We start from the raw sequence: 13,397 nt of genomic DNA, 5'->3' as shown, positions 1-13,397 counted from the left end.
CTAGCTGCTCCCGTGGAGGTGGCCGAGGAGGAGCGCGGCGCCGACCCCGGCCAGGGTGGCGACGTAGGCGGTGGGGAGCAGGCGGGCGCCGCGGGCCAGCGCCGCGTAGCCGCCGGCCGCGGCCGCCGCCGCGAGCGCCGCGGCCGGCGGTCCGCCCACCGCCGCGCCGCGCATGAGGAACACCGCACCCGCCACGCCGCACAGCGCCGCGCCGCCGGCGCGGAGCCGGTCGGCCACCACCGGCAGGTTGAGGTGCGCGATGGTCCCGACGAGCGCGTCGCCGCGCAGGTAGCCGGCGCGGAACAGCCCGATGCGCAGGGCGAGGTGGATGGCGTTGTAGACGAGGAGCGCCGCGACGAGGGCGGGGACGCCGAGCAGGAGCGCCCCCACCACCGCCAGCGCGCCGAAGAACGGGCGGAGCGCGGTCCAGAAGAAGCCGTCGCCCAGCGCCGCGAGCGGCCCCTGCAGCGTGGCCTTGTAGGCGAGCGGCGCCTGCCCCGGCTCGGCGCCCGCCGCCACCCGCTCCTCATGGTGGATGGCGCCGCCCACGATGGCGGCGGCCATGTACGGGTGGCAGTTGAAGAAGCCGAGGTGCCGCCCGAGCGCCTCCTCGCGCCGCGCCGGGTCGGGGTAGAGCGCGCGGAGCGCCGGGTCGATCGCGTAGGCGAAGCCCAGGTTCTGCATGCCGCGCCGGTTCCAGGCCGCCTGCAGGAACAGGCAGCGCCAGAAGACGCGCACCAGCGTGGCCCTCGGGACGCGCGCGCTCACCCGAGCAGCCTCCAGGTGAGGAGCGCCGCGAAGGCGGCGGCGAACGCGGCGAAGAACAGCCGGGGGGCGGCGCGCGAGCGGAGCGCCTTCGCGCCGGCGGCGCAGGCCAGCGCGGCGAACGCGAACCAGCCCACCCGCAGCGGCGCGGCCGCGCCCGGCGCGGCGGCGAGGAAGCGCGGGATGAGCGCCTCGGCCAGCCAGGCGGAGAGCGGCGCGAGCACCGCGGCGATCGCGAACGGCGCGGCCAGGCCGTAGAGGTTCGAGCGCGCGGCCTCGGCCACCCGGTGGCGCGCGAGCGCCGCCTCGGCGTGGCGCGCCAGCCGCTCGTTCCAGCCCTCCACCGCCTTGTCGGCGCGCCGCCCCAGGAGCGCGACCGGCGCCGCGAGCAGCACCGCCAGCACCGCGATCTCCGGGGTGACCCCGGACCCGGCCGCCCGGCCGGCCAGCACCGCGCCGCCGGCGATGGCGGCGGCGCCGAGCGCCTCGTGCACCGGCACCGCCGCGCCGAGGTTGACGGCGCCGAGCCAGAGCAGCTCGAGCGGCGCCGCGACCACCAGCCCGCCCGCCGCGTCGCCGAGCACCCAGCCTGCCACCGGGGCCAGCGCGATGGGGCGCGACAGCATGGCCTGCAGGAACCCCTTGCGCTCCACGGCGGCGAGGCCCGCCACGAGCCCTAGGAAGAGAAGACCCAAGCCGGACGAGTGTAACCTAATGGCCCGCGGCGTACCGGCGTTCGATCTCGACCAAACCCGTGGGGGATTCGGAAGGAATCGCGCGAGCTTCCACCTCGAAGCCTTCCGCGGCAAGCCGGCGCAGGACCGACAGGTCCTCCTCCGACACGAACACCGAGGGCGTGACCAGGCGCCGCCCCGGCCCGAAGTGGAGGTTGCCCAGATTCACCCGCGGTGCGAGCGCGGCGCCGAGGCCGGCGGCGCGCGCCGCCGCCAGCCCGGGCACGTCGCGCACCAGCAGGAGCACCTTGGCGCCGCCCGCGGCCAGCCCCGCGTAGTCGACCTCCGCCACCCGGCGGATGCGCACCGGCAGCTCCGGCGGGACGCACAGGGTCATGGCCGCCTGCGCGAGCGAGCTGGCGGCCGCCTCGTCGTCCGCGACCATCACCTGGTCGATGCGCAGGCGGGGCACCCAGGTCTCGAGGATCTGGCCGTGCAGCAGGCGGTTGTCGACGCGGACCAGGGGGATCACGTGAGACTCGACGGTCGCTCCCGGCCGGCCATTCAGCGGTCGGCTACGTCCGGCTCCGCGCGCGCGTGCGCAGCAGCTCGGAGGCGAGGGTGATGTTCTTCTGCCCGTACGCGGTCACGAGCTCGGCCACCGAGTGGAGGGAGACGTCCTCGCCCCGCGCGGTCGCGAGCTTCATGATCATGGGGAGGTTCACCCCGGTGACGACCTCCAGCTTGTCCCCGAGGAAGGTGAGCGCCAGGTTCGCGGGCGTCCCGCCGAACATGTCGGTGAGGACCAGCACGCCGCTGCCCTGATCGACCCGCTTCACCGCCTCGGCGATGTGCTGGCGGGCCTCGTCCATCGACGCGCCGGCCACGATGCTCACCGCCTCGCAGCGCTCCAGGCGCCCGACGATCCCCTCGGCGGTGAGCAGGAGCTCCTCCGCGAGCCGTCCGTGCGTGGCGACCACCAGTCCGACCATGTCCTCAGCGTCCTCGCGGCGGATGAGCGGCCGGCCGCGTCCGGCCCCCCCGGCGCGCGCGTACCATATACGCCGCGGGCCCCGGCGGCCAGCGCCGAACGCCCGGGCGCGGCTACTCCTTCTCGACGTCGCGGTGCCAGAGCCGGACCGGCTGGCCGGAGCCCTCGAGCCGCTCGGCGAGCGCGGCGGCGAGCGCCACCGAGCGGTGCTTGCCGCCGGTGCAGCCGATGGCGATCGTGAGGTAGCTCTTCCCCTCGTTCCGGTAGCGCGGCAGCAGGAAGCCGAGCAGGTCCGTGAGCCGCTCCAGGAACGCCTTCGCGTCCGCCTGGCCCAGCACGAACTCCGCCACGCGCGGATCCGTCCCGGGGTGCGGCTTCAGCTCCGGCACGAAGAACGGGTTCGGCAGGAAGCGCACGTCGAGCACCAGGTCGGCGTGCGTCGGGATGCCGAACCGGAACCCGAAGGACACGAGCGTCACGCCCAGCTTCGCGCCCTCGCCGGCCACGAAGCGGCGGGTGACGAGCCGCTTCAGCTCGTGGACGTTGAGCGTGGTGGTGTCGATCACCTCGTCGGCGATGCCGCGCACGTCCGCGAGCGCCAGCCGCTCGGCCGCGATGCCGTCGGGGACGGTGCCGCCCTCCCCGGCCAGCGGGTGGCGGCGGCGCGTCTCGGAGTAGCGCCGGACCAGCGCCTCGTCGGAGGCGTCGAGGAACAGCACCTCCACGTCGGCGCCCTTCTGGCGGAGCTCGCGGATGATCCGCGGCGCCTCCACCAGGAAGCGCCCCTCGCGCGCGTCCACCACGAGCGCCATGCGCGAGACCTCGCCGGCGGTGTGGCCGGAGAGCTCGAGCAGCTTCTCGAGGAAGACGATGGGTAGGTTGTCGACGCAGTAGAAGCCGGCGTCCTCCAGCGCGCGCAGCGCGGTGGACTTCCCCGAGCCGGACACGCCGGTGAGGATCACCACCTGCGGCCCGGCGTGGCTCACCGTGGCGGTCATTCGACGTCGATCTCCCCGACGCGCCCGCCCGGCGCGAGCGCGATGGCGCGGTTCAGTCGCTCCTGGAACTCGCGGGCGGAGTGGTGCCCCTGGAGCTTGAGGAGGTGGTTGCGCGCGGCCACCTCCACGATGGTGGTCATGTTGCGGCCCGGCCGGACCGGGACGACCAGCATCGGGATCTCCACGTCGAGGATGCGGAACTTGCGCTCCTCGACGCCGAGCCGGTCGTACTCCACGTTCGGATCCCACTCGACCAGCTCGAGCACGATCTCGATCTTCTTCCGCTCGCGGATGGCGGCGACGCCGAACAGGTCCTTGATGTTGATGATGCCGAGGCCCCGGATCTCCATGTGGTGCTTGATGATCTCCGAGCCCGCGCCGAACACCGACTCCGGCGTCTTGCGCTTCACGTCCACGATGTCGTCGGCCACCAGGCGGTGGCCGCGCATGATGAGGTCGAGCGCGATCTCGCTCTTGCCGATGCCGGACTTGCCGAGCAGCAGGATCCCGACGCCGAACACGTCGAGCAGCACGCCGTGCATGGAGGTCTGCGCGGTGAGCACGTCCTCCAGGCAGTTCTGCACCGACTCGATGAAGTTGGAGGAGAGGTGGCTGGTGCGGAGCAGCGGCACCCCCGCCTCGTCCGCCGCGGCCATCATCTCGGGCGGCGGCTGCAGCCCCTTCGTCACCACCAGGCAGGAGACGTCCTGGCCGAAGAAGCTGCGCAGCACCTCGACCGAGCGCTCGCGCGGCAGGGTGGCGAGGTAGCTCATCTCGGTGTTCCCGAACACCTGCACGCGCTCCTTGTGCAGGTACTCGGTGAAGCCGGCGAGCACCAGCCCGGGCTTCTGGATGCGCGAGGAGCTGATCCGGCGCGACAGGCCCTGCTTGCCCGCGACGAGCGTGAGCCGCAGATCGAACTTGGTGTCGTCGAGGAGCGCCCCGACGCGGATCGCATCCATGGGGTGCCGAGTCTAACCCGGCGAAACCCGGGCCCGCCACCTTCGGCGCGCGCCGGCGGGGCCGGGGCCGGGCGCGCCCGTGGCGGCGGGGGCGAGGGCTCGCGCGCCCCGCGCCGGCCGCCGGACCCCCGCCCCGCACGCTCCGAGCGTGTTCACCCACAGAGAACGCGCGCGCACGCGCGGCCCGCGCCGGAGGCAGGCGCCGACGCGGCTTCCCCCTCTGGGTACAGATCGCCGGCCGGGCCTGCAACACGCGTTGACGCTATGCTCCCGACGTCACTAGATTGCCCGGCCCGCCATGCAGCTCGAGCTCCTCTACCACGGCAACTGCTTCGACGGCTGCGCCTCGGCCGCCCTCTTCGGACGCTGGTTCCAGGAGCGCGAGGGGGCGCGCCTCGCCGGCGTCCGCTACCGCCCCGTGCAGCACCAGCAGGGCGACGCGTTCCCCGCCGACGCCTTCGGCGCGGACGTGAACGCGTGCGTCGACTTCCGCTACTCGCCCCGCCTCGACTGGTGGTTCGACCACCACGCCAGCGCGTTCCCGACGCCCGCGGACCGCGCGTCGTTCGAGCGGGACGCGACCGGCCGGAAGTTCTGGGACCCGGCCGCGCCGAGCTGCACCGGCTTCATCGCGCGCACGCTGGCGGACCGGTTCGGCTGGCGCGCCGCCGAGCTGGACGAGCTGGTGCGCTGGGCCGACGTCATCGACGCGGCCCGCTTCGAGTCGGCCGCGGTGGCGGTGCGGCTCGAGGCGCCCGCGCTCCGCATCATGACGCTGCTCGAGGCCACCAAGGACCCGGCGCTCCCGACCCGGCTCATCGGCGCCATGCAGCGGCTGCCGCTCGCCGAGATCGCGGCGCAGGACTGGGTGACCGGGCCGCTCGCGCCGATCCTGGAGCGGCACCGCGGCGCCATCGACGTGGTGCGGCGCCAGGCCAGGGTGCGGGACGGGGTGGTGGAGATCGACCTCGGCGACACCGGCCTCGAGGCCGCGAACAAGTTCATCGCCTACGATCTGTTCCCGGAGGCGCGCTACACGGTGGTCGTGTCGAAGGATCCGAAGCGAACCAAGGTGTCGGTGGGCTCGAACCCCTGGGCCCGCGAGCAGCGCACGCACGACATCTCCAAGCTCTGCGAGCGGTACGGCGGCGGCGGGCACCCGGTGGTCGGTGCGGTGTCGCTCGCGCCGGACCGGCTGGCGGACGCGCGCCGGATCGCCGCGGAGATCGCCTCCGCGCTCCGGGGGGAGCCGAACGCACCATGACCCCGGGCCAGTACATCCTGGTGGTGGACGACGACGACGACTTCCGCGAGGCGCTCTCCGAGGTGCTCGTGGACGCCGGCTACCCGGTCCAGCAGGCCGAGAACGGCGAGGTCGCGCTCGCCAAGGTGGACGAGGAGGCGCCGGGCATCGTGCTGCTCGACCTCAAGATGCCGGTGCTCGACGGCTGGGGCGTGATGGAGCGGATGCGCGGCGACGCGAAGAGCGCCGCGATCCCGATCCTCATCCTGTCCGCGTACGGCTTCGAGTGGGAGGCCGAGCTGCTCGGCGCCCAGGGCTACATCCCGAAGTCGGTGGGGATGGACGAGATCCTGGAGCGCGTGCGCAAGGCCGCCGGGCCGCCGCCCATGCGGCACTGATCCCTCGACTCCGCGCGGCCTCGAGGCCGCGCTACGCTCGGGATGAGCGCCATCGATCTCCGCTCTCCCTGAGCGTAGGCGGGCCGCAGGCCCGCCGGAGTCGAAGGGTCACCCTGATGAGCGCGCCGGAGTCGAAGGGCTACAGCTCGAACACGCGGAAGCGCCGGTCGTCCATCAGCTTGCGCAGCAGCGGCATGGCGACGTTGTAGACCGGCACGCCCTTCGGCGTGCGCGCCTCCAGCGTGCCGTGGTGCGAGTGACCGTGGAAGACGGCCCGCGCCCCGAACGCCTCGCACGGCCCGATGAGGCGGCTCGAGCCGAGGAACGGCCGGAGCTGCAGGTCCTCGCCCTCGGTGGTCTCGAACACCGGGGCGTAGTGCATGATCACCACCTTCTTCTGGATCTCGAGCTGCGCGAGCGCGGCCTCGAGCTTCAGCGCCTCGTTCACCGCCTCCTGCACGAACGCCTTGATGGCCGGCTCGCCGAACGCCTGCAGCATCCCGCGCTCGAAGCCGCCCCCGAACCCCTTCACGCCGGCGATGCCGAGGCGGCGGTCGAACACGGCGTGGTCCCCGTCGAGCAGGGTGACCTTGGCCTCGGTCAGCACCCGGCAGATGTCGCGCACCACGCCGCCCTCGTAGTCGTGGTTCCCGAGCACCGCGGCGCAGGGGACGCGGAGCTGCGAGAGCACCTCCGCGAGCGTCTTCGCCTCGTCGAGCGTGCCGTGGTCGGTGAGGTCGCCGGCGAGGACCAGCCCCTCGGCCTCGCCGTTCACCATCCGCACCAGCTCGCGGAACCGGCCGTGCTGGTCGGAGCGGCAGTGCAGGTCAGCCGCCGCCGCCAGGCGAAACGTCCGCTCCGCCTGCTGCTGCGTCGGTGCCTGCTGCTCCGCCATGTCCCGCCCTCCCCGCCGGCCCCCGCTCCGCCTCGTCCCAGCGGCGCCCGTCGTGGAGCCCGAGCCGGTCCACGTCGTGCTGGTACTGCACGCGAGACATGAGGCTCCCCCGGCACATCGCCACCGGGTGGTCGCCGGAGCGCAGGTTCTCGAGCGTGCGGCCCACCAGCTCCTCGGTCACCCAGTCCGGCACGGTGGAGCGCGCCCCCGGGTACGCGAACTGGAACAGCAGCAGGTGCGAGAACAGCACCTCCCAGTACCGGTCGAACCGCTGGAGCAGCCGGTCCCAGTCCATGCCGGGGCCGCAGACGTGCAGCAGGTGGTTCACGTCGGCGCCGTCGTAGCGCTCGCGCTCGAGCACGAAGCTCTTCGACCAGATGATCTCCTCGGGCGGCGCGAGCAGCACCTCCACGTCCATCACCCGCCCCGGCCGCGCGTGAGTGAACCAGAGGTCGTCCACCACCGCCACGCCGTTGCCCGACGAGAAGATGAGGTCCACGAACCACTCGCCCTGCCAGGCCTTGCCGATCCAGCCCGCGTCGGTGAGCTCGGTGCGGAAGCCCGCCTCCTCGAGCACGCGGAAGGCGGCCTCGAGGTCCTTCTCCCGCAGGAACAGGTCGAGGTCCTTCGTGTCCCGGAAGATGCCGGTGTACTCGAAGAACGCGTACGCCCCGGCCACCAGGAAGGGGACGCCCGAGCCGGCGAGCGCCCGCAGCGCGGTCGCCCGCGCGTCGAGCTCCCCCTGGCTCCGCTCCCGGATGGCGAGGTCCTCGCCCGGACGTATGGCTGCGGCCATGCCCGTCAACCTGCGGCGCCGCGCGCCACGGGGCAAACCGCGGCTCCCTCACCGGTCGGGATCCTCGCCGCCGTCCCCGGGATCCCCGTGGCGCCGCCGGGGCGGCCGGCCGGCCAGGTCGGCCCGCGTCACCGCGCCCTCCCCGAAGCGGCCCGCCAGCGCGTCGAGCGCCGCGTTGAGCGCCTTGCGCCGGGACGCCTCGGGCGGCGGGGGAGCGGGCGCCCCACCGAAGAGTCCGAGCTGCCCGCGCTCCTCGTCCCCGGCGAAGCCGGACACCGAGATGCCGGTGAGGCGCACCGGCCGGCGCAGGTCCACGCGCTCGAGCTGCGCGCGCGCCGCCTCGAAGATGGCGCGGTCGTCGTCGGTGGCCCGCTCGAGCGTCACCCGGCGCGTCACCAGCGTGAAGTCGGCGTACTTCACCTTGAGCGTCACCACGTGGCCGGCGAGCCCGGCCGCGCGGAGCCGCCGCCCCACCGTGCCCGCCTGCGCGAGCAGCTCGCGCTCGAGCGCCGTGCGGCCGAGCAGGTCGTGGTCGAAGGTGTCCTCGGCCCCGACCGACTTCGCCTCCTCGTCCGGCACCACCTCGCGCGCGTCCTCGCCTCGCGCGAGCGCGCGCAGCCCGCGCGCGTGGTTGGGCCCGAGCGCCGCGGCGAGCGCCGACTCCGGCATGCGGGCGAGGTCGCCGATGGTGGCGACGCCGATGCGCCGGAGCGTGGCCTCGGTCACCTCGCCCACGCCCCACAGCCGCCCCACCGGCAAGGGCGCCAGGAACGCCGCCACGCCGCCCGCCGGCACCACCACCAGCCCGTCCGGCTTGCCGAGGTCGGTGGCGATCTTGGCCGCCATCTTCACCTCGGCCACGCCGGCCGACACCGCCAGGCCGCACTCGCCCCGGACCGCCACCTTGATGGCCCGCGCGATCTCCGGCCCGGTGCCGTGCAGCGCCCGGCTGGCGCTGACGTCGAGGAACGCCTCGTCGAGCGAGAGCGGCTCCACCAGCGGCGTGTAGCGCCGGTAGACGTCGAACACCCGCCGCGACAGCTCCGAGTAGCGGCCGAACCGGGGCGGGAGGAACACGCCGTCCGGGCAGAGCCGGCGGGCCCGGGCCGTGGGCAGCGCCGAGCGGACGCCGAACTTCCGCGCCTCGTAGCTCGCCGCGCACACCACCCCTCGGTTGCCGGTCCCCCCCACGATCACCGGCCGGCCGCGCAGCTCGGGGTGGTCGAGCTGCTCCACCGACGCGTAGAACGCGTCGAGGTCGAGGTGGAGGATGGTGCGGGGCCCCGGATCCATCGCCCTGTACATAGGACAACCCCCTGCCGTGCCCAACGGGGACGCCGCGCCACTTGATCCTGATCAAGTGGCCCGGTAAGTAGCGGCTTGCATGGACGGATCGGTGGCTACCCGCCGTATCGGTCCTCCGCGGGCCGGGATCGCGGAGCGGATCTGGGACGCGGCCAGGGCCGAGTTCTCGAAGCGGGGGTACCACGGTGCCCGCGTGCAGGGGATCGCACGCGGTGCGTCCTGCAACGTGGCGCTCATCTATCGCCACTGGGCCTCCAAGCGGGCCCTCTACCTCGACATCCTGCGGGCGGTGTGGCTCTCGGCGGCGAACGAGCTGTCGCGCTTCGTCGAGAACGGCTCGGGCGGTCCGGAGGCGGTCATCGCCGCCTACCTCGACGCCATGATGCACGACGCGATGGGCGCGCAGATCCTGGTGCGCGAGTACCTGGACGGCGCCCCCTACCTGTCCCAGCTCACCACCGCCGAGCCGGCGCTGCTCGACCCGCTCCGGCGGGCGGCGGCGGTGATCGCGGAGGGCACCGACGGCGGCGTCGATCCGGTGCTCGCCGTCGTGACCGTGGGCGGCCTCGCCGCGCTGGTGGCGTCCTCGCGGGAGGCGATGCTGCCGATGGTCGGCCAGCAGCTCGCGCCCGAGGCCTGGCGCGCGCACGTGCTGCACGTGCTCGCGAACGGGCTCGCCCCGCGCGCCGGCCCGCGCGGCTGAGCGCCCGCCGCCCGTCTGCGCGCCCGGCCCGCCGTCCCGGCGGGGGCACGCGAGCCTTTCCGGCGCGCCGGGGCGGGCGTAGGCTCGCGCACCATGAAGACGGACGTGGTGGTGGTGGGCGCCGGGCTGCAGGGCGCCTCGGTGGCGCTGCGCCTCGCGCAGGCCGGCAAGCAGGTGGTGGTGCTGGAGCGGGCGGTGCCGGGCGCCGAGGCGTCCTACGCGGCCGGCGGCATCCTCTCGCCCGGCGTGGAGGCGCTCGAGCCGGGCCCGTTCTACGCGCTCTGCGCCGCCTCGCTGGCGCGCTACCCGGCGTTCGCGCGCGAGGTCGAGGCCGCGAGCGGCATGTGGGTCGGCCTCCGCGGCGGCGGGACGCTCGAGATCGCGGTGGACGATCCGGAGGCCCGGCTCCTCGCCGGGCGCGCCGAGAAGCTCCACAAGGCCGGGCTGGCGGTGGAGGTGCTGGACGACGCCGAGGTGCGCCGGCTCGAGCCGGGCGTGTCGCCGGAGACGCGCGGCGCGCTGTACTTCGCCGACGAGGCCTCGGTGGACCCGCGGCTGCTGGGCCGGGCCGTGTACGTGGCGGCGGCGCGCGCCGGGGCCCGCTTCGTCACCGGCAAGGTGGAGCGGATCGTCCACGCGGGCGGGCGGGCGGTGGGCGTGGACCACGACGCCGGGCGCATCGAGGCGGACGCGGTGGTGCTCGCCGCGGGGAGCTGGAGCATGCAGGTGGAGGGGAACGGGCTGCCGCCCGGCGCGGTGCGCCCGGTGCGCGGGCAGATCGCGCTCCTCGACACCCGGCCGCCGCTCCTCTCGCGCGTGGTGTTCTCGGCCAACGGCTACGTGGTGCCGCGCGCCGACGGGCGGATCCTGTGCGGCTCCACCATGGAGGAGGTCGGGCACGAGAAGGCGGTGACCGCGGGCGGGCTGCGGCGCGTCCTCGACATCGCGCTCGAGATCGCGCCCGCGCTGGCGGCCGCGCCGGTGGTCGAGACCTGGTCCAACTTCCGCCCCGCCAGCCCGGACGGCTCGCCCATCCTCGGCGCCGGGACCGTGCCCGGCCTGTACTACGCCACCGGCCACACGCGGAACGGCATCCTGCTCGCGCCGGTCACCGCCGACGCGGTGGCGGCGGCCGTGCTCGGGACGCCGCCGCCGGTGGACCTCGCGCCGTTCTCGCCGGCGCGCCTCGGGGCGGGCCGGCCGCAGGCGGCGGGCCGCAGGTAGGCGCGGGCTCCCCCGGCTTGCCCGCGGCCGCGCCGGGCCGCAGGTTTTCACCGGCCCATGCGCGGCGCGCCGGACATCCGGGAGGTGCAGGACCACCTCTTCGACCGGCTCGCGCAGGGCCAGCTCCTCCTGCTGGTGGGCGCGGGCGCCTCGCGCTGGGCCGGGCTGCCGTCCTGGCGCGAGGCCGTCGTGGCGCTGGCGCGCGACCTCGTGCCGGTGCTCCGCGAGCGGCTGCCGGACGCGCCGGCGCGCTTCTCGCCGCCGGGGCCGGACGACCCGGTGGCGCTGGAGACGCTGCTCCGCGTCCCGGAGGCGCACCGCGCGCTCTGCGGCGAGGCGCGGCTGGTGGAGCGGCTCGCGGGGCTGTTCGATACCTCGCGCATCGATCCGGCGGCCCTGCCGCTGCACCGGCTGCTGGTCCGGCTCGCCGCGTTCGTGCCCGCGCTCTACACCACCAACTTCGACGACCTGCTGGAGCGGACCTTCGCCTGGGCGGGCCGCGCCTGCCAGGTGGTGGCGGCGGCGGACGACCTGCAGCGCTGGCGGCTCGACCCCGCCGGCGGCCGCTTCGTCTCGCGGTTCCCCGTCTACAAGCTGCACGGCACGCTCGACCGGCCCGCCACGCTGGTGGTGAGCGAGACCGACTTCCAGCGGCGCGCCAGCCTGGCCGCGAACGCGATCGACCTGCGCTTCTGCTCCGACGCGGTCGGCCGCGAGCTGCTGCTCGTCGGCTACGGCTTCAACGACCCGAACCTGCGCTGGATCTGGACCAAGCTGCGCGACCTGGAGGTGCTCCCGGTGGCCTGGTTCCTGGAGCTCGGGACCTCCACCGACCTCGACCTCGCCACCTTCGAGCTCGACCGCATCGCCCGGGTGGACCTGCGGGCCTCGGACCCGGTCCACCCGCCGGAGCTGCTCGCGTTCCTGGGCGCGCTCGCCGACCGGTGCGAGGCGGCGCTGGGCCCGTTCCCGCGATGAGCGCACGCCACCCCGTCCCCGCCCGTCGCCGCGGCGGCGGGCGGGGATCGGCTCACGCGCCCTGACGCCCCCCCCGGAGCGGGCAGCGCGGTGCCCCGCAGGCGCCGTCGGGCGCCGCCTGCGCCCTCTGCCCTCGGCCGGCCGCGCGGGCGCTCGCGGCGCGGGACCCCGGCTGGCGCGCCCCCGAGGGCTGTGGCAAGCTCGCGGCGATGTCTCTGCCGTTCCGCCGTGCGGCGGTCCTCCTGCTCGCTGCGGCCTGCACCCCCTCCACCGCTCCTGCGCCCGCCCCGGCGGCGCCGCAGGCGAACCATGTCGCGCGCGGGACGATCACCCCGGCCCGCTACGTCCCGCCGCCCGCCCGCGGGTCGCGCGCTCGCCCCGAGGCGTGCCTGCCCGGCGAGCCGTTCGCGGCCCCGAGCGCGCTCGCCGAGGAGGCGGTCGCGGCGCTGGACGCGGGCGCCCGGGAGCGCGCGCTCGCCTGCGCCGACGAGGCGCTGCGGCTCGCGCCGCGGATGGTGCCGGCGCTCACCGCGCGCGGCGCCGCGCTCGCCGCGCTCGACCGGCTCGACGAGGCGCGCCTCGCCTTCGCGCGCGCGCTGGCGGTGGATCCGGACGAGCCGGAGGCGCTGCTCGGCGCGGCCGAGCTGCACGTCCGCCGGCTGGGCGCCGCCCGCGACGCGCTCGAGGCCGGCCTCGAGTACGCGGTGCGCGGCGCGCGCAGCGCCACCCGCCCCCCGCGCAAGGACAAGGACCTCGCCGCGCGGCTCGAGCTGGTCGCCGGGATGGCCGAGAACGACCTGGGGCGCAGCCACCTGGCGCTCGCGCACCTCGAGCGCGCGCTGGCGGCCCGGCCCAGGGACCCGGACGCGCTCTACGAGCGCGGCGTGGCCCTGTTCGAGCTGTGCCGCTTCGGCGAGGCGCGCCGGGCCTTCGAGCGCGCGCTGGCGATCGCGCCCGACGACGCGTGGGCCATCCACCAGCTCGGCCTGGTCGCCGAGCGCAGCGGCGACGGCCGGCGCGCCGCGGCGCTCCTGGCGCGGGCGCGCACGCTCGCGCCGGACGACTTCCGCGACGAGCTGGCGGTGGACGCGGGCGCGTTCCGGGCCGAGGTGGAGGCCGCGGTGGCGGCGCTCCCCGCGGCCGAGCGCGAGGCGCTGAAGCTCGCGCCGGTGGAGATCCAGGACCTGCCCGACACCGAGGACCTCACCGCGGTCGAGCCGCCGCTCTCGCCGTCGATCCTCGGGCTGTACCGCGGCCCGCCCGCCGACGAGGCCTGCACCGAGGCCGACGGGCCCCGCTGCCGGAGCATCGTGTTCTACCGCAAGAACCTGCTCCGCTTCGCGCGCGACCGGGCCGAGCTCACCGAGCAGGTGCGCGTGACGCTCCTGCACGAGCTCGGGCACCTGCACGGCGAGTCGGACGACGAGCTGCGCGACCGCGGCCTCGAGTAGGTCGCGGCGCAGGC

General features: G+C 75.4%; 15 protein-coding genes. 6 read left to right on the top strand and 9 right to left on the bottom strand.

The features are described 5' to 3' along the window. From A2CP1_RS00850 to hprK, 6 genes are all read right to left on the bottom strand, one after another. Entirely contained in the window at window positions 1-768 is a 768-nt protein-coding gene (locus A2CP1_RS00850; RefSeq protein WP_012524237.1) for a PTS system mannose/fructose/sorbose family transporter subunit IID, read from the bottom strand. Beyond that, window positions 765-1,460, bottom strand: coding sequence for a PTS sugar transporter subunit IIC (locus tag A2CP1_RS00845; RefSeq protein ID WP_012524236.1), 696 nt, complete (start codon window positions 1,458-1,460; stop codon window positions 765-767). The genes A2CP1_RS00850 and A2CP1_RS00845 overlap by 4 nt, the downstream gene beginning before the upstream one ends. Before the next feature lie 16 nt (window positions 1,461-1,476). After that, a complete protein-coding gene (locus A2CP1_RS00840) occupies window positions 1,477-1,971 on the bottom strand; it encodes a PTS sugar transporter subunit IIB (protein WP_012631600.1) in 495 nt (164 codons plus the stop codon). Window positions 1,972-2,014: 43 nt separating this feature from the next. Further along, window positions 2,015-2,431, bottom strand: a complete 417-nt coding sequence (locus tag A2CP1_RS00835; RefSeq protein ID WP_012524234.1) for a PTS sugar transporter subunit IIA — start codon at window positions 2,429-2,431, stop codon at window positions 2,015-2,017. 112 nt (window positions 2,432-2,543) lie between these two features. Next, complete coding sequence (gene rapZ / locus A2CP1_RS00830; RefSeq protein WP_012524233.1) at window positions 2,544-3,428, bottom strand: RNase adapter RapZ; 885 nt, start codon at window positions 3,426-3,428, stop codon at window positions 2,544-2,546. Further along, window positions 3,425-4,390: an HPr(Ser) kinase/phosphatase gene (gene hprK, locus A2CP1_RS00825; RefSeq protein WP_012524232.1), complete on the bottom strand. Its 966-nt coding sequence runs from the start codon at window positions 4,388-4,390 to the stop codon at window positions 3,425-3,427. The genes rapZ and hprK overlap by 4 nt, the downstream gene beginning before the upstream one ends. Before the next feature lie 298 nt (window positions 4,391-4,688). On the opposite strand from hprK, the gene A2CP1_RS00820 reads away from it, so the two are divergent. Both A2CP1_RS00820 and A2CP1_RS00815 read left to right on the top strand, forming a co-directional pair. Then, on the top strand, window positions 4,689-5,654 hold the full coding sequence (locus A2CP1_RS00820; RefSeq protein WP_012631599.1) for a DHH family phosphoesterase: 966 nt from the start codon (window positions 4,689-4,691) through the stop codon (window positions 5,652-5,654). After that, window positions 5,651-6,031: a response regulator gene (locus A2CP1_RS00815; protein WP_012524230.1), complete on the top strand. Its 381-nt coding sequence runs from the start codon at window positions 5,651-5,653 to the stop codon at window positions 6,029-6,031. The genes A2CP1_RS00820 and A2CP1_RS00815 overlap by 4 nt, the downstream gene beginning before the upstream one ends. 139 nt (window positions 6,032-6,170) lie before the next feature. Here the strand turns inward: A2CP1_RS00815 and A2CP1_RS00810 are convergent, their stop codons facing one another. Genes A2CP1_RS00810 through A2CP1_RS00800 form a run of 3 tightly spaced genes read right to left on the bottom strand, consistent with a single transcriptional unit; the run spans window position 6,171 to window position 9,027 of the window. Beyond that, window positions 6,171-6,926, bottom strand: a complete 756-nt coding sequence (locus A2CP1_RS00810) for a metallophosphoesterase family protein (RefSeq protein WP_012631598.1) — start codon at window positions 6,924-6,926, stop codon at window positions 6,171-6,173. Next, entirely contained in the window at window positions 6,859-7,722 is an 864-nt protein-coding gene (locus A2CP1_RS00805) for a nucleotidyltransferase family protein (protein WP_012631597.1), read from the bottom strand. Before A2CP1_RS00805 ends, A2CP1_RS00810 begins: the two co-directional genes overlap by 68 nt. A 48-nt stretch (window positions 7,723-7,770) precedes the next feature. Next, on the bottom strand, window positions 7,771-9,027 hold the full coding sequence (locus A2CP1_RS00800) for a DNA polymerase IV (protein ID WP_012631596.1): 1,257 nt from the start codon (window positions 9,025-9,027) through the stop codon (window positions 7,771-7,773). Between the two features lie 91 nt (window positions 9,028-9,118). Here A2CP1_RS00800 and A2CP1_RS00795 point away from each other — a divergent pair, with 91 nt between their 5' ends. From A2CP1_RS00795 to A2CP1_RS00780, 4 genes are all read left to right on the top strand, one after another. Continuing rightward, the gene (locus A2CP1_RS00795) at window positions 9,119-9,730 is read left to right on the top strand and encodes a TetR/AcrR family transcriptional regulator (RefSeq protein WP_232288331.1); all 612 of its coding nucleotides are present in this window, start codon (window positions 9,119-9,121) and stop codon (window positions 9,728-9,730) included. A gap of 93 nt (window positions 9,731-9,823) precedes the next feature. Beyond that, window positions 9,824-10,954, top strand: coding sequence for a glycine oxidase ThiO (thiO, locus tag A2CP1_RS00790; RefSeq protein ID WP_012631595.1), 1,131 nt, complete (start codon window positions 9,824-9,826; stop codon window positions 10,952-10,954). A 57-nt stretch (window positions 10,955-11,011) separates the two neighbouring features. Beyond that, window positions 11,012-11,932, top strand: coding sequence for an SIR2 family protein (locus A2CP1_RS00785; RefSeq protein WP_012631594.1), 921 nt, complete (start codon window positions 11,012-11,014; stop codon window positions 11,930-11,932). Window positions 11,933-12,141: 209 nt separating this feature from the next. Next, window positions 12,142-13,383 carry a metallopeptidase family protein gene (locus A2CP1_RS00780; protein WP_012631593.1) on the top strand — a complete coding sequence of 414 codons (1,242 nt, stop codon included), beginning with the start codon at window positions 12,142-12,144 and terminating at the stop codon, window positions 13,381-13,383. The last annotated feature ends 14 nt before the right edge of the window (window positions 13,384-13,397 follow it).

Origin of the sequence: Anaeromyxobacter dehalogenans 2CP-1 (assembly GCF_000022145.1) — a bacterium.
Taxonomy (GTDB): Bacteria; Myxococcota; Myxococcia; order Myxococcales; family Anaeromyxobacteraceae; genus Anaeromyxobacter; species Anaeromyxobacter dehalogenans.
The sequence above is the reverse complement of the archived record's forward strand: the minus strand, read 5'-3'. Positions and strand labels throughout refer to the sequence as shown.

Excerpts from the sequence above, each read along its gene's own strand:
- A2CP1_RS00835 (WP_012524234.1), bottom strand. The coding sequence starts at position 2,431 with ATGGTCGGACTGGTGGTCGCCACGCACGGACGGCTCGCGGAGGAGCTC.
- rapZ (WP_012524233.1), bottom strand. The coding sequence starts at position 3,428 with ATGACCGCCACGGTGAGCCACGCCGGGCCGCAGGTGGTGATCCTCACC.
- hprK (WP_012524232.1), bottom strand. The coding sequence starts at position 4,390 with ATGGATGCGATCCGCGTCGGGGCGCTCCTCGACGACACCAAGTTCGAT.
- A2CP1_RS00820 (WP_012631599.1), top strand. The coding sequence starts at position 4,689 with ATGCAGCTCGAGCTCCTCTACCACGGCAACTGCTTCGACGGCTGCGCC.
- A2CP1_RS00815 (WP_012524230.1), top strand. The coding sequence starts at position 5,651 with ATGACCCCGGGCCAGTACATCCTGGTGGTGGACGACGACGACGACTTC.
- A2CP1_RS00810 (WP_012631598.1), bottom strand. The coding sequence starts at position 6,926 with ATGGCGGAGCAGCAGGCACCGACGCAGCAGCAGGCGGAGCGGACGTTT.
- A2CP1_RS00805 (WP_012631597.1), bottom strand. The coding sequence starts at position 7,722 with ATGGCCGCAGCCATACGTCCGGGCGAGGACCTCGCCATCCGGGAGCGG.
- A2CP1_RS00800 (WP_012631596.1), bottom strand. The coding sequence starts at position 9,027 with ATGTACAGGGCGATGGATCCGGGGCCCCGCACCATCCTCCACCTCGAC.
- thiO (WP_012631595.1), top strand. The coding sequence starts at position 9,824 with ATGAAGACGGACGTGGTGGTGGTGGGCGCCGGGCTGCAGGGCGCCTCG.
- A2CP1_RS00785 (WP_012631594.1), top strand. The coding sequence starts at position 11,012 with ATGCGCGGCGCGCCGGACATCCGGGAGGTGCAGGACCACCTCTTCGAC.
- A2CP1_RS00780 (WP_012631593.1), top strand. The coding sequence starts at position 12,142 with ATGTCTCTGCCGTTCCGCCGTGCGGCGGTCCTCCTGCTCGCTGCGGCC.